Raw genomic sequence first — 19,524 nt, 5'->3', positions numbered from 1 at the left:
AAATAGAGCAAAGGATGGTTCCTTTGCTCTTCCTGCTTAATGCTTAATAGGCTTTAAACCGCGCTTTTTTATTTCTACTTGCAATACTCTAATCCAGTCTTTATCATTACCTGATTTTAATGCATCACGATACGAGACGATTAACTGTTCATTACTCATAATTTTCATTATGCAAACCTCCAAGGTAAAGGATAGAATATTCAATATTATTCTATTTTAAAGATTTTATGAAAATATTAATAGGAGAATATTAAAAAATTCATTAATTTTTTAATATTTAATTTCTGATTTGTTAACAAAATGTTCACTAAAGCCAAAAAGTAATATATAGTTGCTCAAGGGAAAACTTACTTATATACTAAAAAGTAAATGTATATGAAGGAGATATGAAAATGATTCATTTAGACTGGCATGAACGTAACACAATTAAAAAGGTAAAATGTATACATACGAATGCGAAAAAGTATATTGTCAATCATGTGTTGACGCCAGGAGAAACATACGATGTAAAAAATGAAACAGATGAGTTTTATTTCATTGTTGATAATAATGGAAAAGTCGGCGGTTTTTACAAGGATTATTTTGAAAATGCATAAAAAAAGCGGCTCATTACTGTTTATCCTTTAAACAGTGATGAGCCACTTTTCTGTTTATCTTTCAGTCGGGAATACACGGCGGACAAGTTCGCTGAATTCATCAAAAAATCCTGCAACAGGGCGTCCGTTCCGGATATCTTCTGCATAGGATGTTGTTCTCTTATAAAAGTCTGGGTTAACAGAAACATACACATGTTCAATCTCAGGATAGGCTGCTTTTACCATGTCGGAAATTCTTTTTTCCACATAGGAAGTTAGTCCGTTATCAGCGTTGTCTGCTAATTTTGCTGCAACATAGGCATTATTATCAGTAACAATCACATTTGCTCGATCAACCTCGCGCATTTGAGCAATTTTCTCAGCCGCCCGGTCTGCAACTTCTATGTGATTATTACGGTTATTTACCATATTCCCATTTTGGTCATTATCAGCAGTATTATTAGCAATATTTCTTGCTGTAATATCTCTATTTTGATTATTATTGACATTGTTTATCGTGGTTCGTCTAGTTTGATTTTCATTGGTTTGATTATCAGAAACTGTACGTAAATTGGCAGCGTCTTGGTTTATTTCACCTGTATTATTCATAGCTGTATCATCATCTGTTCCGCAAGCACAAAGAATGAGTGAAGATAGGGAAATGGTAGTGAGTAAGGATTTCCAATTCATGTAAAAAGCCTCCTTAAATAGATATTACAATTATAGTTTGACAAGAAAGCTTTTTAATATTCGTTAATGGAAATACTGTGCTTCAAATAGCAAAGATAATGAAAAACATCCGCCTTCTGTGCAGGCGGATGTTTTTCATTATGTTTTTTCGATATTTACAGTATTCATTTGATTTGAATTTGGGGTTGGGTACAGTTTTCGTCCGAGGTAGGTTTGAAAAATAAGAAAAATTCCGCCGGATACCCAATATAAAGGTAATGCTGCAGGAGCATTCAATGAAACAAACACAATCATGATAGGTGACAGAAGTCCCATAAATTTCATTTGCTGCTGCTGTGCTGTTGGAATGGTCGAAAAGGAAACCTTAAATTGTAAATAATAAACGATACCGGCAAGTGCCGTAATCCAAATATCAGATTCACCAAGACTAAACCATAAAAATGAGTGAGTGGCTATTTCATGGGAATCACGAATGGCGTAGTAAAAGGCCATTAGTATCGGCATTTGAATTAACATCGGCAAACATCCCATATTGAGAGGATTGACTCCATGTTTTTGATATAATCCCATCATTTCCTTTTGAAGGGCTTGCTGCTCTTTTATATCCTTTGTTTCCTTAAGCTTTTTCTGAATAGCATCCATTTCAGGCTTTAATACATCCATTTTTTCTTTCATAGTCGCCTGCGTTTTATATTGTTTCAGCATTAATGGTAATAAAATAATCCGAACAAGCAGCGTGACTAAAATAATTCCTAAACCATAATTATCATGAAAAAGATGAGATGTCCAAATAATTAACTCTGTAAAAGGCTCAATAAAATAAGTATTAAAGGCATTCATATTCACTATTTCCTCCAATTATTTCATTTTTTAATAAATGGTTGAGGAAATAGTATAATCAGGTTCATCACTTAGGTCTTTTTTTCTTCTTATATATTTTAATATCCACATCAGTTGGATATTAAAGGGGATTTGGCTTATTCTCTGCAATAAAAGGTTTTTACTGTTAAACTGTACGTCAGAAGATGTGTAAATGGATTCAATGAATTTGAATTCAATATTCCGCATCCATAGCAATTTAACTGAAAGACCAAATAGGATACTTATATACAACGTATAATCTACTTGTAAATTTGTTGTATCCAGTAAAAATTCTAACAAATAGTTCACCTCAATATTGCGTATGAATAGCATGTATTTGGTGCAAGTATAATTGATTTTGGTTCATTTAGCAATGGAGAATAGTAACAGAGCAGTATGGGAAATTGGATATAAAATCTGTTAATTAGACAACTGTGTAGAAAAGGCTATAATATGAATAGACAAAAGGGAGGGAATTACATGAGTATGCAAAAGCGAATCATGAAAGAGTTACATATTCAGCCTGTAATCGATCCAAAAGCGGAGGTACAAAAGAGAATTCAATTTTTAAAGGAGTACCTTTTAAAAACAAAAGCAAAGGGATATGTACTTGGAATAAGCGGGGGACAAGATTCATCTCTTGCCGGAAGACTTGCCCAATTAGCTGTTGAAAGCTTGAGGGCTGAGGGCTATGATGTGAAATTTGTTGCTGTACGCCTTCCTTATGGGGTTCAAAAGGATGAAGATGATGCGCAGGCCGCTTTGGACTTTATTAAGGCAGATAAAGTATTTACGTTTAATATTGAAAAAGCGGTTAATGCTGTAAAAGCTGAGTATGACAGTAACATAGAAGGTGCCCCGTTAAGGGATTATCATAAAGGGAATGTAAAAGCCAGAATGAGAATGATTGCTCAATATGTCATTGGCGGTCAGGAAAATTTGCTTGTTATCGGTACAGATCATGCAGCAGAGGCTGTGACAGGCTTTTATACGAAGTATGGAGACGGGGGCGCAGACCTTGTTCCGCTTGCGGGTCTAACGAAAAGACAAGGGAAAGAATTGTTAAAAGTATTAGGAGCTGAAGAAAGAATCTATTTAAAGGTTCCAACTGCAGATTTATTAGATGAAAGACCAGGTCAGGCAGATGAAACTGAGCTTGGCATTTCCTATGAAGAATTGGATGATTACTTAGAAGGTAAAACCGTGTCCCCCGAAAGTGCGGAGAAGATTGAGAAGAGATACCAAGCGTCTCAGCATAAAAGAGAAATGCCGGCAACTATGTTTGATGACTGGTGGAAATAGGCAGTGGAAAAGTTAGGTGAATATTGTCAAAAAAGTACTGTTCCAATTAGGACAGTACTTTTTTGTAAAACGTCAACGATTTGGTTAGAATTTCATAAGCAATATTAACTTTATCCTCACTTGGCGGTTCAATGTTTTGGAGAGGATAATCAAGTCCAAGTGCCTCCCATTTATAAATGCCAAGCTTATGATAAGGCAGTATTTCAAGTTTCTCGACATTTTCGAGCGTGCCGATAAACTCACCAAGCTCTTTTAAGTCATTTTCATCATCCGTAATAGAAGGGACGAGAACATGGCGTATCCAGACAGGAATTTTGCGCTCAGATAAGAGCTTAGCAAATTGGATAATATGATCATTCGCCATACCTGTTAATTGAATATGCTTCTTTCGGTTCATATGCTTTAAGTCGACTAAAATTAAATCTGTATAATTCAACAATTCATTAAACTGTTCTTGAAACAGGGGAGCAGTTGAATAACAGCCGCCTGATGAATCAATGGTCGTATGAATCCCTAACTTTTTGCATTCCTTAAATAATTCAATCAGAAAGGGTATTTGTAACAACGGTTCACCGCCACTGACTGTAATTCCGCCGCCTGAAGATTCGATAAAAGGGAGGTATGAAGTTAAATCCTCCATAATGTCAGCTACAGACATTTGTTTTCCTGTTCCAATTTCCCAAGTGTCTGCGTTGTGACAATACTGACAGCGGAGCAGACAGCCTTGTGTAAAGATGACATAACGTATACCTGGTCCGTCTACAGTACCGAATGACTCGATAGAATGAATATTTCCTTGCATGTTCATAATCTCCCTTCATTAAAAAAATGCTCTCTATAATGAATGCTTAATCGTAATACCATAAAGAGCACTTTTTGATAAGTGCGGAAAAGAAAATTCAAAGAGAAGGGGGAAAACCCTTCTCTTTCAGTATCAATAAACCTTATGCAAGGACAGGTTCTTTTTGTACAGCTTGTGACATGCTTTCATGGAATGTACGATTAATGACATCGATTTGTTGTTCACGAGTGAGTTTAATAAAGTTAACAGCATATCCTGATACACGAATGGTTAATTGCGGATATAATTCTGGGTGTTCAACAGCATCTAACAATGTGTCGCGGTTTAATACGTTCACATTAATATGGTGCCCGTGTTTTATCATATAACCGTCTAGCATTGCTACTAGATTTCTTACTTGCGTCTGTTCTTCTTTTCCAATAGCCTTTGGTGTAACCGTAAAGGTATTAGAAATACCATCTAATGATGACTCATATGGTAGTTTTGATACAGAAGTAAGAGATGCAAGGGCTCCTTTTGTGTCGCGGCCATGCATTGGGTTAGCTCCTGGTGCAAATGGTTTACCTGCTGCGCGGCCATCAGGAGTTGCACCTGTTTTCTTACCATATACCACGTTTGATGTAATCGTTAAAACGGATTGAGTTGGAACTGCATTACGATAGGTTTTATGTTTTCTAATTCTGTTCATGATTCCTTCAACAAGGTCTACAGCAATTTGATCGACGCGATCATCGTTGTTTCCGTATTTAGGGAAGTCACCTTCGATTTCGTAATCAACAACAAGCCCGTTTTCATCACGGATTGTTTTAACTTTTGCATATTTAATAGCACTAAGTGAATCAGCTGCGACAGAAAGTCCAGCAATACCACAAGCCATTGTGCGAAGAATTTCGCGGTCATGGAGAGCCATTTCAATTCTTTCATAGCTGTATTTATCGTGCATATAATGAATCACATTCAGCGTATTTACATATAATCCGCATAACCAATCAAGCATTTTGTCAAATTTTTGTTTCACTTCTTCGTAATCCAAATAATCAGAAGTAATTGGTTGGTAGGATGGTCCAACTTGAGTTTTTTTCTTTTCGTCAACACCGCCGTTAATAGCATACAATAATGCTTTTGCAATATTTACCCGCGCTCCGAAGAATTGCATTTGTTTACCAATTTTCATTGCAGATACACAGCAAGCAATGCCATAATCATCGCCCCATAATTCTCTCATCATGTCATCATTTTCATATTGAATAGCGCTTGATTTAATGGACATTTTTGCAGCATATTCCTTGAAACCTTCAGGTAATTTGGTGGACCAAAGAATAGTTAAGTTTGGTTCTGGAGCAGGTCCTAAGTTATCCAATGTGTGTAAGAAGCGGAAAGAGTTCTTTGTCACTAATGGACGGCCGTCAAGAGCCATACCTGCGATTGATTCTGTTACCCAAGTTGGGTCTCCGCTGTACAATTCGTTATATTCTGGTGTTCTTGCAAATTTAACAAGACGAAGTTTCATAACAAAATGGTCAACTAATTCCTGCGCTTCTTTTTCTGTTAGAGTACCATTCTGTAAATCTCTTTCGATATAGATATCTAAGAAAGTAGATGTACGTCCGAGGCTCATAGCTGCTCCGTTTTGTTCCTTAATAGCTGCCAAGTAGCCGAAGTATAACCATTGAATTGCTTCTTTAGCATTTTTTGCAGGCTGGGAAATATCATATCCATAAGATGCTGCCATTTGTTTTAATTCTTTTAAAGCACGATATTGTTCACTATATTCTTCACGGTCACGAATCACATCGTCTGTCATCGTACCATCGCCGATATATTGATATTCTTTAAGTTTTTCCTGCATTAAGAAATCAACACCGTAAAGTGCAACACGACGATAGTCACCAATAATACGTCCGCGGCCGTAAGCATCTGGTAGTCCTGTAATAACGCCAGCAGAACGAGCTGCTCTCATTTCTGGTGTGTATGCATCGAAAACACCTTGGTTATGAGTTTTACGATAATCTGAAAAAATATGTTCTACCTCTTCATCTAATTCGAATCCATATGATTCTAATGCCGTTTTTGCCATGCGAATTCCGCCGAAAGGCATTAATGAACGTTTAAAAGGTTTATCAGTTTGGAAACCAACAATTGTTTCAAGTTCTTTATCTAAGTATCCAGGGCCATGTGAAGTAATGGTTGAAACGATTTTTGTATCAGCGTCCAATACGCCGCCAGCTTCACGTTCTTTTTTAGATAGTTCCATTACTTGATTCCAAAGTTTTGCTGTTGCCTCCGTAGGACCTTCTAAAAATCTATTGTCACCCATATAAGGTGTAAAATTCTTCAGAATAAAATCTCTTACATTTACTTCTTTTTGCCAAACTCCATTAATAAAACCTTTCCATTGTTCCATTGTTATGTCACCTCATAGGTTTAAGTAAATTTTAGTGGTACAATTACTATAGATTTAATATAACAGATTGTTTGTTAAAAGAATCACATGATATATGAACATTTTATGAATGTTATAATAATCATTGAGATATAAGGTTTTAATGTCTTTTTGATTATTTAGGCATTTTTAAAAAATATGTAAGTTATTAAAACTGTATTATAAACAAAAATGCAATTTGTTATACTGTTGTATAAAAAGGGCTAGAGATAAATAAAAACATTTCTCCCCAGCCTGTCTAGATTTTTGTATGGAATTTTTAGGTGATAAATGAGAAGAAAAGAATGCAAAAAATTAGTCTACTATTAGATAAGCAATCATGGGTCCTTCGTGATGCTTATCTGCATGGGTAAGGCAAATTAATCGATAAATCCCTTTTTCGTGAAATTGAAGGGGAACTACTGTTTCTTCTCCTTTTTTTACCGTGCCTTTTATGTTGGTATCTTCAATTATAAAAGGGTGTTCTTTTCCGTTTATGCCTAAAATAGTTAAATGAACCTTTTCACCGACTTTCAAATAAATGGTTCCAGGATCCCAACGGTACGCTTCCAGTTTTGAACCATTTTGCAACTCGGAAGAGAATTCACCCGTCACAAGATGGATTTTACGTATACCCGTCTCTTTTTCTGCTTGTTCTTCTTGTTTAAATACAACCTCGTTTTCCTGGTTAATAAAATACCATCCGCCTGCAGAAGCTAAGATGACCATGAAAATAATACAATACCACAATAGCCGCTTTTTAATGATAATAAGCTTCATGAGTTCCCCTCCCTGCGTAAGGCTGTTATCCAAATAAAGTCCTGGTAAGTATTATATGCGGACAAGGGATAGGAACTTGTCATTAAATTTGAACTTTCTTTTAGAACTACCTAAATGAATAATATGTAACGTGAGATTTTACATTTTTTCTTTTTGTCAGAATAAACATTTTGTATGAAAGAAGGATTTCTTTTTGACAATAGGGAAGTAAAGTTATAATGTTTTATATATTATGTTTCATACGGATAAATACCTTGAGAATACAGGTAATTGGTTAAACCAGCGGGAGCGTCGTTCAGGCAGTGCCGATGGTTTTCTTGTACATAATACTAATAAAACCGGAAAGGTTGGTTATTTTGATTCATTTATATACTCATAATGATTTAGATGGTCTAGGATGCGGAATATTAGCTAAAATTGCCTTTGGTGAAGAAGTGGAGGTTCATTATAATTCGGTAGCTAGAATTAATTCGCAAGTTGAACGTTTTTTCGAATTAACGAAGTCGAATCAGGTAAATGAAAATACTATATGGATTACAGATCTTAGCGTCAATGAGGCAAACAGCAAACGCATTGAACAATTTGTTCAAGAGGGAGGAAAAGCACAATTCATCGATCATCATAAAACTGCCTTGCATTTAAATGAATATAGTTGGGCAAAGGTAACCGTTGAATATGATGATGGAAGACTAACGTCTGCCACATCCTTGTTTTATGATTATTTATTAGAAAATAAGTGGGTAACAGCAAAGAGTTCGATAGATGAATTTGTCGAGCTGATTCGGCAATATGATACATGGGAATGGGAAAAAAATAATGAAATAAAAGCTAAACAGTTGAATGATTTGTTTTCTCTCCTTTCACTTGATGAGTTTGAAGGGAAAATGCTAGAGAGACTGAAATCAGAAAATACATTCTCCTTTAATGAGTTTGAACAGCAATTATTAAAAATGGAAGAAGAGAAAATAAACCGATACATTCGTAAGAAAAATCGCGAACTTGTGCAAACCTTTGTTGATGATCATTGTGTTGGTATTGTACATGCAGAAATGTACCATTCAGAACTTGGGAACGAGCTTGGGAAAGAGAATAGTCATCTTGATTATATTGTCATCTTGAATATGGGAGGTAAAAAGGTTAGTTTTCGTACGATTCATGATCATGTCGATGTTTCTGCGGTGGCAGGTAAATTTGGCGGGGGAGGACATGTGAAGGCTTCAGGATGTACCATGAATGAAACAGCTTATAAGCTTTTTGTTCACGAAGTTTTTCCGCTAGATTCTTCTAGATTGGATGCACCAAAAAATCAGCACAACCTAAAAAACAATCCGGAAGGCTCACTGTATGAGAATAATAATCGAGAGAAATGGTTTATCCGAGAACATAATAATCAGTGGATTGTTGAGAATGGCAGCAAAACATTGCCGCTGTCATTTAACAGTTTTACAGAAGCTGAACACTTTGTCAAAAGACAATACAATGCGGCATTATCAAGAGATGACCAATATGCAGAATATATAAAAAATAGTAAAAAAGGATAAATAGCTAGTTTCAACTGTTGATTCATAAATGAAGAAAGAAACTCATTTATAACTGAGCATAAGAACTTTCGAAATTCGGCACTATAAAGGTGGAGGTGTTGAAAATGGGAAAACGCAAACAAGATCCGTCAAAAACAGGATTAAGCTCATCCCGGGTAGAAGGACAAGGAACAACAACAGTAGAAACGGGCATGAAGGAAGTTTCCTCTGCACGAAAAAAAACAAAACAATTATAAAGAAAAAGCAAAGGGATTCCCTTTGCTTTTTCTTTTTGAAATAACGGTTAATTTTGATACATGGCTGCAATTTGTTTTTGCAGGTCGCTGTCTTCTAAATATTCATCATAAGTCATTTGTTTATCCACAATACCATTTGGTGTAATTTCAATGATTCGGTTTGCGATAGTTTGAATAAACTGATGGTCATGTGAAGAAAAGACGAGAGAACCTTTAAAGGCAATGAGCCCATTATTTAAAGCAGTAATTGATTCAAGATCCAAATGGTTTGTTGGTTCATCTAACAATAATACATTAGCCCCGCTTAACATCATTTTTGAAAGCATACAGCGAACCTTTTCTCCTCCAGAAAGAACGCTTGCTTTTTTCAATACTTCTTCACCGGAGAATAACATTCTTCCTAAAAATCCTCTTAAAAAGCTTTCGCTATCATCTTTAGGTGAAAATTGGCGTAACCAATCAACAAGATTTAAATCTCCATTTTCAAAATAGTGGGAGTTATCTTTTGGAAAATAAGCTTGCGATGTTGTGACTCCCCATTTAAAAGTCCCGCTGTCTGCTTCCATTTCCCCCATCAAAATTTTGAATAAAGTTGTTTTAGCTGTTTCATTTGCTCCAACTAAAGCAATCTTGTCCTCTTTATTCATGATGAAGCTAATATTATCTAATACCTTAACGCCATCAATCGTTTTTGAAATACCTTCCACACGTAATAAATCATTTCCGATTTCACGATCAGGTGTAAAGCCGACATAAGGATACTTACGTGAGGATGGTCTAATATCATCTAGGGTAATTTTATCAAGCAATTTTTTTCGTGAGGTTGCTTGTTTGGACTTAGACGCATTCGCGCTAAAGCGGGCAATGAAATTTTGCAGTTCTTTAATTTTTTCTTCCTTTTTCTTGTTTGCATCAGAAGCCATCTTCAGAGCCAATTGACTTGATTCATACCAGAAGTCATAGTTTCCTACATAAATTTGAATTTTTCCAAAGTCAAGATCGGCAATGTGGGTGCAGACTTTATTTAAGAAATGACGATCATGGGAAACCACGATAACGGTGTTTTCAAAGTTGATGAGAAATTCCTCAAGCCACTGTATGGCTTTAATATCTAGATGGTTTGTGGGCTCATCTAGTAAAAGCACATCTGGTTTTCCGAATAGAGCTTGGGCAAGCAATACTTTCACCTTTTCACCACCAGAAATATCTGCCATTTTTTTGTAGTGAAGATCTTCTTCAATACCGAGTCCTTTTAGTAGAATCGCTGCATCTGATTCCGCTTCCCATCCACTTAATTCAGCAAATTCTCCTTCAAGCTCTGCCGCTTTCATGCCATCCTCATCTGTAAAGTCTGCCTTCATATAGATGGCGTCCTTTTCCTGCATGACTTCATAAAGGCGGCTGTGACCCATAATAACAACTTTTAAAACCTCTTCTTCTTCATATTCAAAATGGTTTTGTTTTAATACAGCCAAACGTTCGCCTGGTCCGAGTTGGACAGACCCTGATTGTGGCTCAAGGTCACCGGATAAAATTTTCAAAAATGTGGATTTTCCAGCTCCGTTTGCACCAATTAATCCATAACAATTTCCTGGCGTAAATTTAATATTTACATCTTCAAATAGTTTACGATCTCCATAACGAAGACCTACATTGCTTACAGTAATCATTTACATTTATTCCTCCAAAACACAATATGACACGATTATACCATTTTTAATGAAGAAGAACACCTTTCATGGTAACAAATAGAGTATGAAGAGATTAATGGAAGAATTTGGAGCGAGAAAAGGAATAAGAAATGATATAAGGAAAAGGTAGTGTATTTTATAAAATTGTAAATTATTGCAGGAGAACAGTGTGATGAACTCGTATTAATTAGGTAAGGAAAAGTGACTGTCATCCAATTAATAATATTCATTCATCTTTATTTCACATTTACCATGTACCATTAAATCCTAGAGATCATTAAAGGAGTTTTTAGTATGCCTAGCAAACAGCTAATTGATTTAGTTAATCGGTTGAAGAAGTCGGGGATACAAATCAGCTTTTCGGAGCCGCGCTCCAAAATTTCATTGTATTTACCTGATAAAACTGATCTGCCTCGGGAGGTATTAGAAGTAGACCATTCGCTTCACCATGACGGGACAAGAAAGAGACACCTGACCGTTCTTAAGTTTATATGAAAAACAGGCACGAATGCTTGGCGTTCTTGCCTGTTTTTCATATTATGTGCTAGTAAACCTTTGTTTACTAATCTTAAGTCATGGTAATATACATATTTCTTTTTATTACATTCCTCTCTCATTAGGAATTATTGATATATTTATTTTCTTCATTATTTAGGAACAATTCCTTAATATAGAATAAACTTAGTGATTCAAATCATTTTTATTGAAATCGTGTTATAATAATTAAGAAGGAGAAAGTGTAAGCTTTAAACATTTAACCCTGTATAGATGAAATCAGTTTGATTTTTATATGTAAAATGATTAATGTACTCAACTGTATTTTTTTTGATTCCCTGTTAAATTTTAATAATTTGTTCATACTAATAAGAGACAAACAATTATTTAACCCAAACAGCTCATATTGGTTATCCAAAAATGGAGTGGTTCAATTCTTATCGTATGTAGAAGAGGACTTTCATAAAAAATTAGGGGGCGATTCCGATTTTTTTTAACAGAAAAGGTCAGGATGATAAGTTAGAAAATATTTTGGAGGATGTTGAAGTGTATTCCTGCAGTGATTCTGTCTGTAACGGTTGGATGAGGAAGGATTTTGCATCCGATGATTTAAAATGTCCTTTATGTGGTCACGAAATGACGATGGAGGTTCGGGAGCTGCCCAAGATATAAACTACACTTTTGTGTAGTTTTTTTTGGAGTTCACACTTTAATAGGACGAGAAAAGGGTTTAAAAAATTAGTGCAGAAAATAAATATTCACGGAAAATTCACATTTAAAGCGTTTGCAATTGATGATTATCAGATATAATAAAAGTGTAGAGAAGAGATATAAATGCTCTACAAATAAATTAACACTTTTGGAGGCTCAACCATATAGTGTTCGTTTCGTTTAAGAAATGAAAAACTATATCTTTTTAACTCAATCGTAATAGATCTTTTAACAAAAAAGAGATATTTTTCACGATTGTTGAGTGTAGAAAAGGAGCTTTGAAAAAATTAAATACAAGGGGGAATTCAAGCGGAATAGAGTGGAAAATAAGCCTATAATATTGAAATGAGCATAACTTATCATTTTCTTAAAAATAGTAATTGATTAAATGCATTCTCCAACTGTAAGAAATCTAATAAAGTTATAAAGCAAGTAGTAAAAAATGGTATACTGAAATGACGTAAAATTTCTTGAGTAACGTGTAATAACCTTATTAACAGTAGCTTAATTAGTTGCAAGTGTCAGGCCTAAATCAAAATTGCCTACAAAAAAGTTGTGAGTATCGTTTAACCAATTACAAAAAACTCATTAAGTGCCAATAGTTATAACAAATATCAGAACTGAATCAGTAAAAGGATTTTGTTTATAGCCATATGCAAAGCAGTTATGAGTTATGACTAGTTTCTAATAATTATACGCTCATAATAGACTCTAAGCCCAAAATCATCATATTCAATAATGTGAAATGATTATTTCTCTAAGGGATATGATTGGAATCCCAATACCCTTGAAAACTAATTGTCGTTTGGGAAAAACGATAATGCAGCAGTCAAATAAGTGATAGCGAAACAAACACACATTGGCTGAAAAGCTAGTATTTAGTGAAAAGAACGCAGGTTATACTTGAGAAGTGTTCGCCTATCAGCTGATGACAGTGGTTGGGTCTCCAAAGGTGTTAATACAAAAGCCCTCCTTAACCGGAGGGCTTTTTCTTATGTTTTACATAATCTTACATATGCTTAAATAGTCAAATTTGTGGTTATTCGGTCTTTTTTGAGAGGCAGCGATCACATTCCATTAAATGTGATTCAATTTGCTCGTTTACTGTTTGACCACACTCAGGACAGATTTTGCTTGTTAATACATTCATTTTACCCTCTCCTTTTATAATACAGAATTTTTATTTTTCTTGTTGTTATAATACAGTATATATGAAAATGAGAGAAAAGAATATAGTTTTTTTAAAAAAAGTCTGAATTTTTTAAAAAGATGTTTCGCTTATTCGTTTTATTTTGGAATACCTGTACATGTTTAAGTTAGTCTTTTCAATTATATTTATTATAAGCTAATATTAGTAAAGAAAAGATAAAGTGAAACTTCCGTCAGTGTTTTTTTCCATCCCCCACTGATGGTAGTTGAGGCCCACAGGATGTGGGTCACACAGACGTTGCCACAAATGTGGCGTTCTTAGTCTGTGATTTCACGAATGGACCTTTACGGACAATTGATCCCCCACCTATCTTCTTTTGTATACTCATAATCTTGAGGTAGGGGTCTTACTGTCCGTTAAGAGTGGGATAAACCTTTTATAAAGATTAGAGGAGATGAAATGGAAAGATTTCGACCTATTTGGAATGTAATAAATAATATTTGGCAGCGTGTGAGTCCTCCTGTAATTAAGATATTAAAACAAATATTAGAAGTGATTAGGAGTTTTTGGAGAAAAAAACACCTGACGCAAATTCTATTATTAAGCGGTCTGATGATTGTTTTATTGACCATTCTCTTTTTTGCATTTACTGCCTCGCAGGCGAATGTGCAGTCCCTGCAGGAAGGTTTAACGCAAACAACTGTTATTTATGATAAAGATGGTGATGTAGCAACGAAGGTTGATACCAATCGAACAGAAGGAATTGATGTGAAGGACCTGCCTGCACATATCCCTAATGCAGTTATTGCTATCGAGGATCGCAGGTTCATAGAACATAACGGCTTTGATATTAAAGGCATGACAAGAGCATTTTTTAATAATCTTTTTGCGGGAAGCATTACCGGCGGGGGCAGTACGATTACACAACAACTTGCCAAAAATGCCTTGCTTTCACCAGAACAAACCTATCGGAGGAAAATAGAAGAGCTATTTTTGGCCGTTGAAATTGAAAAAAACTATTCAAAAGATGAAATACTGAGCATGTACTTAAATCAAGTTTTTTTTGGAAGCGGGTCATGGGGAATCGACCAAGCGGCAAAGAGATATTTTAATAAAGACATAAGTAAAGTATCAATCAGTGAAGCTGCAATGTTGGCTGGGCTGCTACAGTCGCCGTCAGCGCTTGACCCCTATCGCCACTATGAGCGGGCGATGAAAAGAAGAGATGTTGTTCTGTTCAGTATGAAAGAGCAAGGGTTTATTACAAACGACGAGTACAATGAGGCTAAGAGTGAAAAGATTATTTTAGAAGACGGCGGAGGAAGCTATATCAAGCGTAAATATCCTTATTATGTTGATGCTGTATTAGATGAAGCTATTTCTACCTATGGGCTTACGCAGGAAGAGATTATGACACGGGGTTATCGCATTTATACGGAAATGGATCAAAATATTCAATCGATGTTAGAGCAAGTGTATAATCGAGATTCTATCTTTCCAGCTGGAAAAGGAGAAACAATCGTTCAAAGCGGCTCGGTACTTTTAAATCCTAACACAGGGGGTGTTCTTGGGCTTGTAGGAGGCAGAGGCGATTATGTTTTCCGCGGCTTTAACCGGGTTACCCATATGAAAGCGCAGCCCGGGTCTACATTGAAGCCGCTCGCTGTTTATACTCCTGCACTCGAGGAGGGCTATGAAACGACTTCCATTCTTAAAGATGAACCACTCCAAATTGGTGATTACGCACCGGAGAATTTTTCGCGAACGTTTCAAGGTGAAGTCTCAATGTATGAAGCGGTAGAGCAATCATTAAATGTTCCAACTGTCTGGCTTCTAAATGAGATTGGTTTAAATAAGGGGATTGCCTCATTAGAGAAATTTGGAATATCGCTTGAACCTAATGATCATTATCTAGGGATTGCATTAGGAGGCATGAGTAAAGGGGTTTCTCCATTACAACTAGCTGAGGCCTATACAGTTTTTCCAAATGAAGGGAAAAGAGAGGGGGCCCATTTCATCACAAAAATTATCGGACCAACAGGAAATGAAATAGCTAATTATAAGAAGGAGACAACAAGAGTAACCTCTAAAAAGGTTGCGAAGGATATAACATCCATGCTGCTTGGTGTTGTCGAGTCAGGAACAGGAAAAGAAGCCCAGATTCATGGTATGGAGCTGGCCGGTAAAACAGGATCTACTCAACTTCCTTACCAGGATATAAACGGTACGAAAGATCAATGGTTTGTCGGTTACACGCCAAATATTGTCGGTGCAGTTTGGCTTGGATATGATCAGACAGACAGAGAGCATTATTTATCATCGAGCAGTTCTGAAACAGTAGTTCCAATATTTAAAACCATTATGGAAAGTATAAAGCCTTATATTGAAGCGGAAGAATTTTCAACGGATTCTGTTCGTGCCCAACAAGTAGAGGAAGAATCAGATTATCAGCAGCTGTTGAAGGGACAAACGGATAAATGGAAAGAAAAGCTGAATGAAGAGGCTCCAAAGTGGAAAGAAAAACTGAATCAAGGAATAGATGATGCGATAGATATGGGCAGAGAGTGGAAGAATCTTATTGAGAATTACATTGAACCTTAAAAGAGTTATGTTGGATTAAAAATGATAAAATAAATATTTTTCAAAATAATTTATATTTAAAATTTGATATTTTGTGATAAAGTATTACTATCAGTTTTTTCATAATTTAGTTTTATATTTAGATTGGAGACGAAAATCATGTCAAACAAAAATATTAGTATCACCCTAACCACAAATAAAAAACAAAAACCTGATGTTAATAATCTTGTATTCGGTAAGGTTTTTACTGATCATATGTTTGTGATGGATTACTCATCAGATAAAGGCTGGCATGATGCACGGATTACCCCTTACCAACCGATTACAATCGAACCATCTGCTATGATTTTTCATTATGGACAAACAGTGTTCGAGGGTTTAAAAGCATATTTTTCAGAGGATGGAAAAGTGCTGTTGTTTAGACCTGAAAAAAATATGCAAAGATTAAACCAATCAAATGATAGACTTTGTATTCCTGCTATTGATGAAGAGCTAGCGCTTGAGGCATTGAAAGAACTCATTAATATTGATCGTGAATGGGTACCACAGGCAGAGGGAACCTCTCTCTATGTTCGTCCATTTATTATATCTACTGAGCCGACTCTAGGGGTTCATCCAGCAAATAATTACAAATTTATGATTATTATGTCACCGGTTGGTTCTTACTATAAAGAAGGTATCCATCCAGTTAAAATAGCTGTTGAAAATAAATATGTTCGTGCGGTAGCAGGCGGAACAGGTCAAGCCAAAACTGCAGGTAACTATGCGTCAAGTTTAAAAGCACAGGAAGTGGCGGAAGAAAAAGGATATTCACAGGTGCTATGGCTTGATGGAGTGGAGAGAAAATATATTGAAGAAGTAGGAAGTATGAATATTTTCTTCAAAATCAACGGTGAAGTAGTCACTCCGGAATTAAATGGAAGTATTTTAGCTGGTATTACAAGAGATTCCATCATCCATTTATTAAAGCACTGGAATGTACCAGTTGTTGAAAAAAGAATTTCAATTGATGAAATATTTCAAGCGTATAAAGATGGCCAGCTAGAAGAGGTATTTGGCACAGGTACGGCAGCAGTTATTTCACCAGTGGGAGAATTATTTTGGAATAATGAAAGAATCATCGTAAATGGCGGTCAGACAGGCGAGTTGTCTATGAAATTATATAATACGTTAACAGGTATTCAACTTGGAAAAGAGTCTGATCCATTCGGCTGGGTTGTAGAAGTAGAACAGAAGGTTGAACATAAATAAAAGATTCTATTAAAGAAGAGAAGAGAGAGGAACCTGCATGATAAAAGCTATTTTTTTTGATCTTGACGACACGCTTCTTTGGGATCAACGAAGTGTGAAAGAAGCATTTACTGCAACTTGTCAAGTAGCGGCAGATAACTATCAAGTTGACCCTGAACAACTTGAAGAGTCTGTTCGAGAAGAAGCAAGAAAACTTTATTCAAGTTATGAAACGTATCCTTTCACGCAAATGATTGGTATCAATCCTTTTGAAGGTTTATGGGGAAACTTTTTAGATGATCATGAGCAATTTCGTAAAATGAAGGACATTGTCCCAACTTATCGAAAAGAATCATGGAAGAGAGGCTTAGAGCAGCATGGAATTAATGATGATGAATTTGCTGCCCTCTTGGCTGAACGCTTTCCTGAAGAAAGACGCCGCAGACCATTTGTGTACGATGACAGTTTTTCTGTATTAGATCAATTGAAAGGGAAATATAAATTATTATTACTCACAAATGGTTCACCTGATCTTCAGCAAACCAAGCTTACGATTACATCTGAACTCGTTCCTTATTTTGACCAAATCGTCATCTCGGGAGCCTTTGGAAGAGGGAAACCTGATCCAACTATTTTTGAGCATGCACTATCATTGCTCGATCTTCAAAAAGATGAAGTGTTGATGGTAGGGGATAATTTAATGACGGATATATTAGGTGCTTCGCGTGCAGGAATTAAATCAGTTTGGATCAATCGGACGAATAAAGAACACAATGAAGTAGTTCCTGATTATGAAATTAAGCAGTTAGATGAGTTGTTTACTATTTTAGCAAGTCTAAATGAAAGCAAAACAGAGTAGATTTCCAGGCCTCGGGTTCAGTCGTGAACCGAGGCTATTTGATTATTGTGTATAAAAGGTCATAAGCTGCCCTATTAAATACAATACATATATGTAAAAATAAAGGTAGCATAAATAGAAGAAAAGGGTGATTCTATTGGGTAATGCATTAGCAGGAAAGCATATAGTACTTGGGGCATCACGTAAGACAGAGGAAATGACCATATTAATTGAGAAACAGGGAGGAACGGCCGCAGTACGTTCTCTCCAAGGAACAGTATATAAAGCGGATGAGGAGGTAAAGCGTGATCTTGAAGACTTTGTGGAGTCGGGGGCTGACTGGGTTATCTTCACAACGGGTATTGGCTTTCAGACTTTACTGGAGCTAGCGGAGAGTTTAGGAAAAAAAGAGGTGTTTATCAAACAGCTTCGAAACGCAAAAATAGCTACAAGAGGCTATAAATCAGCTGCTGCCCTAAAGAAATTTGAATTAAAAAGTGTTGCTTCTGATGATGATGGTACGACTCAGGGACTCATTCGTCAGTTAAAGGATTTTGATTTTTTAGGCAAAAAGACGGTTGTTCAACTTCATGGTGAAAAAGCTCCTGCTTTAATGAACTTTTTAGCAACTAAAGGTGCTGTGACGACTCAGTTGCTGCCCTATCAGCATATTCCGCCAGTTAGGGAAACGGTTGAAGTTCTATGCCATGAAATCTTAACTGGCAAAGTGGATGCGGTTTGCTTTACAACCGCCATTCAAGTTCATTCCCTATTCAGCTATGCACAAGAAATAGGAATTGGATACGAGCTTATCACTGCTTTTAAGGATAAAACCGTTGCAACCGCAGTGGGTAAAGTGACAGCTGAAGCCTTGCGTGATGTTGGTGTGGAGAGAATCGTTGTACCAGAGCATGAACGAATGGGTGCAATGATTGTGGAATTGGCGAATTTTTTCGTTGCTAAATAAATACCATATAGATTGTTCCCTTATCTTTGTGTAATGATGTAAATAATGATATGATTATTTTGTTTGTTTCATTAAAAAAAAGGAGTTGGATACAAATGGCTAAAAAAGGATACATACAGATGCAAAATGGTGAGAAAATTGAATTTGATTTATTCCCAAATGAAGCGCCTAATACGGTTGCAAATTTTGAAAAGCTAGCGAACAGCGGTTTTTATAATGGTGTTATTTTTCACCGTGTAATTCCTGGGTTTGTTTCGCAAGGTGGAGATCCTACTGGAACAGGAATGGGTGGACCAGGCTACACAATCAAATGTGAAACCGAAGGAAATCCGCATAAGCATGAGGTTGGTTCATTATCAATGGCACACGCTGGAAGAGACACTGGAGGCAGCCAGTTTTTTATCGTTCATGAGCCACAGCCGCATTTAGATGGAGTACATACAGTTTTCGGAAAAGTAACATCTGGAATTGATGCAGTGCTTTCCATGAAAAATGGAGATGTTATGGAAAAAGTTGAAGTATTTGATGCATAATAATTGAATATGAGAAAAGCAGCTAAGGAATTTGGTCTTAGCTGTTTTTTTTTGCGTAAACACTCGGGTGATGAATAAAATACTTTATAATTATACAATTTTGTGATTATTTATTGACTT

General features: G+C 36.0%; 19 protein-coding genes. 11 read left to right on the top strand and 8 right to left on the bottom strand.

The features are described 5' to 3' along the window. Positions 1-36: 36 nt before the first annotated feature. Positions 37-168 carry a sporulation histidine kinase inhibitor Sda gene (gene sda, locus F4V44_RS07610; RefSeq protein ID WP_150439403.1) on the bottom strand — a complete coding sequence of 44 codons (132 nt, stop codon included), beginning with the start codon at positions 166-168 and terminating at the stop codon, positions 37-39. Between the two features lie 224 nt (positions 169-392). On the opposite strand from sda, the gene F4V44_RS07605 reads away from it, so the two are divergent. Continuing rightward, a complete protein-coding gene (locus F4V44_RS07605; protein WP_150439402.1) occupies positions 393-596 on the top strand; it encodes a DUF6501 family protein in 204 nt (67 codons plus the stop codon). Positions 597-650: 54 nt separating this feature from the next. On the opposite strand, the gene F4V44_RS07600 is transcribed toward F4V44_RS07605, so the two are convergent. Further along, positions 651-1,265 carry a YhcN/YlaJ family sporulation lipoprotein gene (locus F4V44_RS07600; protein ID WP_150439401.1) on the bottom strand — a complete coding sequence of 205 codons (615 nt, stop codon included), beginning with the start codon at positions 1,263-1,265 and terminating at the stop codon, positions 651-653. 138 nt (positions 1,266-1,403) lie between these two features. Further along, on the bottom strand, positions 1,404-2,105 hold the full coding sequence (yidC, locus tag F4V44_RS07595) for a membrane protein insertase YidC (RefSeq protein WP_150440087.1): 702 nt from the start codon (positions 2,103-2,105) through the stop codon (positions 1,404-1,406). Between the two features lie 501 nt (positions 2,106-2,606). Between yidC and nadE the strand changes: the two genes are divergently transcribed. After that, positions 2,607-3,428, top strand: coding sequence for an ammonia-dependent NAD(+) synthetase (gene nadE, locus F4V44_RS07590; RefSeq protein ID WP_150439400.1), 822 nt, complete (start codon positions 2,607-2,609; stop codon positions 3,426-3,428). Between the two features lie 46 nt (positions 3,429-3,474). Here the strand turns inward: nadE and pflA are convergent, their stop codons facing one another. From pflA to F4V44_RS07575, 3 genes are all read right to left on the bottom strand, one after another. Next, complete coding sequence (pflA, locus tag F4V44_RS07585; RefSeq protein ID WP_150439399.1) at positions 3,475-4,230, bottom strand: pyruvate formate-lyase-activating protein; 756 nt, start codon at positions 4,228-4,230, stop codon at positions 3,475-3,477. A gap of 142 nt (positions 4,231-4,372) precedes the next feature. Then, positions 4,373-6,634, bottom strand: a complete 2,262-nt coding sequence (pflB, locus tag F4V44_RS07580; RefSeq protein WP_150439398.1) for a formate C-acetyltransferase — start codon at positions 6,632-6,634, stop codon at positions 4,373-4,375. Positions 6,635-6,967: 333 nt separating this feature from the next. Continuing rightward, positions 6,968-7,432: a cupredoxin domain-containing protein gene (locus F4V44_RS07575; RefSeq protein ID WP_150439397.1), complete on the bottom strand. Its 465-nt coding sequence runs from the start codon at positions 7,430-7,432 to the stop codon at positions 6,968-6,970. A gap of 356 nt (positions 7,433-7,788) precedes the next feature. On the opposite strand from F4V44_RS07575, the gene F4V44_RS07570 reads away from it, so the two are divergent. After that, the gene (locus F4V44_RS07570; RefSeq protein ID WP_150439396.1) at positions 7,789-8,973 is read left to right on the top strand and encodes a DHH family phosphoesterase; all 1,185 of its coding nucleotides are present in this window, start codon (positions 7,789-7,791) and stop codon (positions 8,971-8,973) included. A 104-nt stretch (positions 8,974-9,077) separates the two neighbouring features. Then, a complete protein-coding gene (locus F4V44_RS07565; protein WP_150439395.1) occupies positions 9,078-9,209 on the top strand; it encodes a YuzL family protein in 132 nt (43 codons plus the stop codon). A gap of 47 nt (positions 9,210-9,256) precedes the next feature. Here F4V44_RS07565 and F4V44_RS07560 read toward each other — a convergent pair whose 3' ends face one another. Beyond that, positions 9,257-10,879 carry an ABC-F family ATP-binding cassette domain-containing protein gene (locus F4V44_RS07560; protein WP_150439394.1) on the bottom strand — a complete coding sequence of 541 codons (1,623 nt, stop codon included), beginning with the start codon at positions 10,877-10,879 and terminating at the stop codon, positions 9,257-9,259. A 315-nt stretch (positions 10,880-11,194) separates the two neighbouring features. Here F4V44_RS07560 and F4V44_RS07555 point away from each other — a divergent pair, with 315 nt between their 5' ends. Together F4V44_RS07555 and F4V44_RS07550 are read left to right on the top strand one after the other, a co-directional pair. Then, entirely contained in the window at positions 11,195-11,395 is a 201-nt protein-coding gene (locus F4V44_RS07555; RefSeq protein WP_150439393.1) for a hypothetical protein, read from the top strand. Between the two features lie 480 nt (positions 11,396-11,875). Beyond that, complete coding sequence (locus F4V44_RS07550) at positions 11,876-12,067, top strand: cold-inducible protein YdjO-related protein (protein WP_396897493.1); 192 nt, start codon at positions 11,876-11,878, stop codon at positions 12,065-12,067. 1,078 nt (positions 12,068-13,145) lie between these two features. Here the strand turns inward: F4V44_RS07550 and yhfH are convergent. Then, positions 13,146-13,256: a protein YhfH gene (gene yhfH / locus F4V44_RS07545; protein WP_150439391.1), complete on the bottom strand. Its 111-nt coding sequence runs from the start codon at positions 13,254-13,256 to the stop codon at positions 13,146-13,148. A 525-nt stretch (positions 13,257-13,781) separates the two neighbouring features. On the opposite strand from yhfH, the gene F4V44_RS07540 reads away from it, so the two are divergent. The 5 genes from F4V44_RS07540 to F4V44_RS07520 all read left to right on the top strand — a co-directional run bounded on the left by F4V44_RS07540 (position 13,782) and on the right by F4V44_RS07520 (position 19,404). Continuing rightward, the gene (locus F4V44_RS07540; protein WP_396897492.1) at positions 13,782-15,857 is read left to right on the top strand and encodes a transglycosylase domain-containing protein; all 2,076 of its coding nucleotides are present in this window, start codon (positions 13,782-13,784) and stop codon (positions 15,855-15,857) included. A 138-nt stretch (positions 15,858-15,995) separates the two neighbouring features. Further along, the gene (locus F4V44_RS07535) at positions 15,996-17,087 is read left to right on the top strand and encodes a branched-chain amino acid aminotransferase (RefSeq protein WP_150439389.1); all 1,092 of its coding nucleotides are present in this window, start codon (positions 15,996-15,998) and stop codon (positions 17,085-17,087) included. A 37-nt stretch (positions 17,088-17,124) separates the two neighbouring features. Next, a complete protein-coding gene (locus F4V44_RS07530) occupies positions 17,125-17,925 on the top strand; it encodes an HAD family hydrolase (protein ID WP_150439388.1) in 801 nt (266 codons plus the stop codon). A gap of 136 nt (positions 17,926-18,061) precedes the next feature. Then, positions 18,062-18,871, top strand: coding sequence for a uroporphyrinogen-III synthase (locus F4V44_RS07525; RefSeq protein WP_150439387.1), 810 nt, complete (start codon positions 18,062-18,064; stop codon positions 18,869-18,871). Positions 18,872-18,966: 95 nt separating this feature from the next. Then, positions 18,967-19,404, top strand: a complete 438-nt coding sequence (locus F4V44_RS07520; RefSeq protein WP_150439386.1) for a peptidylprolyl isomerase — start codon at positions 18,967-18,969, stop codon at positions 19,402-19,404. The last annotated feature ends 120 nt before the right edge of the window (positions 19,405-19,524 follow it).

This window comes from Niallia endozanthoxylica (assembly GCF_008710145.1).
In the GTDB taxonomy this organism is placed as follows: Bacteria; Bacillota; Bacilli; order Bacillales; family Cytobacillaceae; genus Bacillus_BD; species Bacillus_BD endozanthoxylica.
The sequence above is the reverse complement of the archived record's forward strand: the minus strand, read 5'-3'. Positions and strand labels throughout refer to the sequence as shown.

What these genes read in the sequence shown, in the direction of transcription:
- sda (WP_150439403.1), bottom strand. Translation starts at nt 168, where the DNA reads ATGAAAATTATGAGTAATGAACAGTTAATCGTCTCGTATCGTGATGCA.
- F4V44_RS07605 (WP_150439402.1), top strand. Translation starts at nt 393, where the DNA reads ATGATTCATTTAGACTGGCATGAACGTAACACAATTAAAAAGGTAAAA.
- F4V44_RS07600 (WP_150439401.1), bottom strand. Translation starts at nt 1,265, where the DNA reads ATGAATTGGAAATCCTTACTCACTACCATTTCCCTATCTTCACTCATT.
- yidC (WP_150440087.1), bottom strand. Translation starts at nt 2,105, where the DNA reads ATGAATGCCTTTAATACTTATTTTATTGAGCCTTTTACAGAGTTAATT.
- nadE (WP_150439400.1), top strand. Translation starts at nt 2,607, where the DNA reads ATGAGTATGCAAAAGCGAATCATGAAAGAGTTACATATTCAGCCTGTA.
- pflA (WP_150439399.1), bottom strand. Translation starts at nt 4,230, where the DNA reads ATGCAAGGAAATATTCATTCTATCGAGTCATTCGGTACTGTAGACGGA.
- pflB (WP_150439398.1), bottom strand. Translation starts at nt 6,634, where the DNA reads ATGGAACAATGGAAAGGTTTTATTAATGGAGTTTGGCAAAAAGAAGTA.
- F4V44_RS07575 (WP_150439397.1), bottom strand. Translation starts at nt 7,432, where the DNA reads ATGAAGCTTATTATCATTAAAAAGCGGCTATTGTGGTATTGTATTATT.
- F4V44_RS07565 (WP_150439395.1), top strand. Translation starts at nt 9,078, where the DNA reads ATGGGAAAACGCAAACAAGATCCGTCAAAAACAGGATTAAGCTCATCC.
- F4V44_RS07560 (WP_150439394.1), bottom strand. Translation starts at nt 10,879, where the DNA reads ATGATTACTGTAAGCAATGTAGGTCTTCGTTATGGAGATCGTAAACTA.
- F4V44_RS07555 (WP_150439393.1), top strand. Translation starts at nt 11,195, where the DNA reads ATGCCTAGCAAACAGCTAATTGATTTAGTTAATCGGTTGAAGAAGTCG.
- yhfH (WP_150439391.1), bottom strand. Translation starts at nt 13,256, where the DNA reads ATGAATGTATTAACAAGCAAAATCTGTCCTGAGTGTGGTCAAACAGTA.
- F4V44_RS07535 (WP_150439389.1), top strand. Translation starts at nt 15,996, where the DNA reads ATGTCAAACAAAAATATTAGTATCACCCTAACCACAAATAAAAAACAA.
- F4V44_RS07530 (WP_150439388.1), top strand. Translation starts at nt 17,125, where the DNA reads ATGATAAAAGCTATTTTTTTTGATCTTGACGACACGCTTCTTTGGGAT.
- F4V44_RS07520 (WP_150439386.1), top strand. Translation starts at nt 18,967, where the DNA reads ATGGCTAAAAAAGGATACATACAGATGCAAAATGGTGAGAAAATTGAA.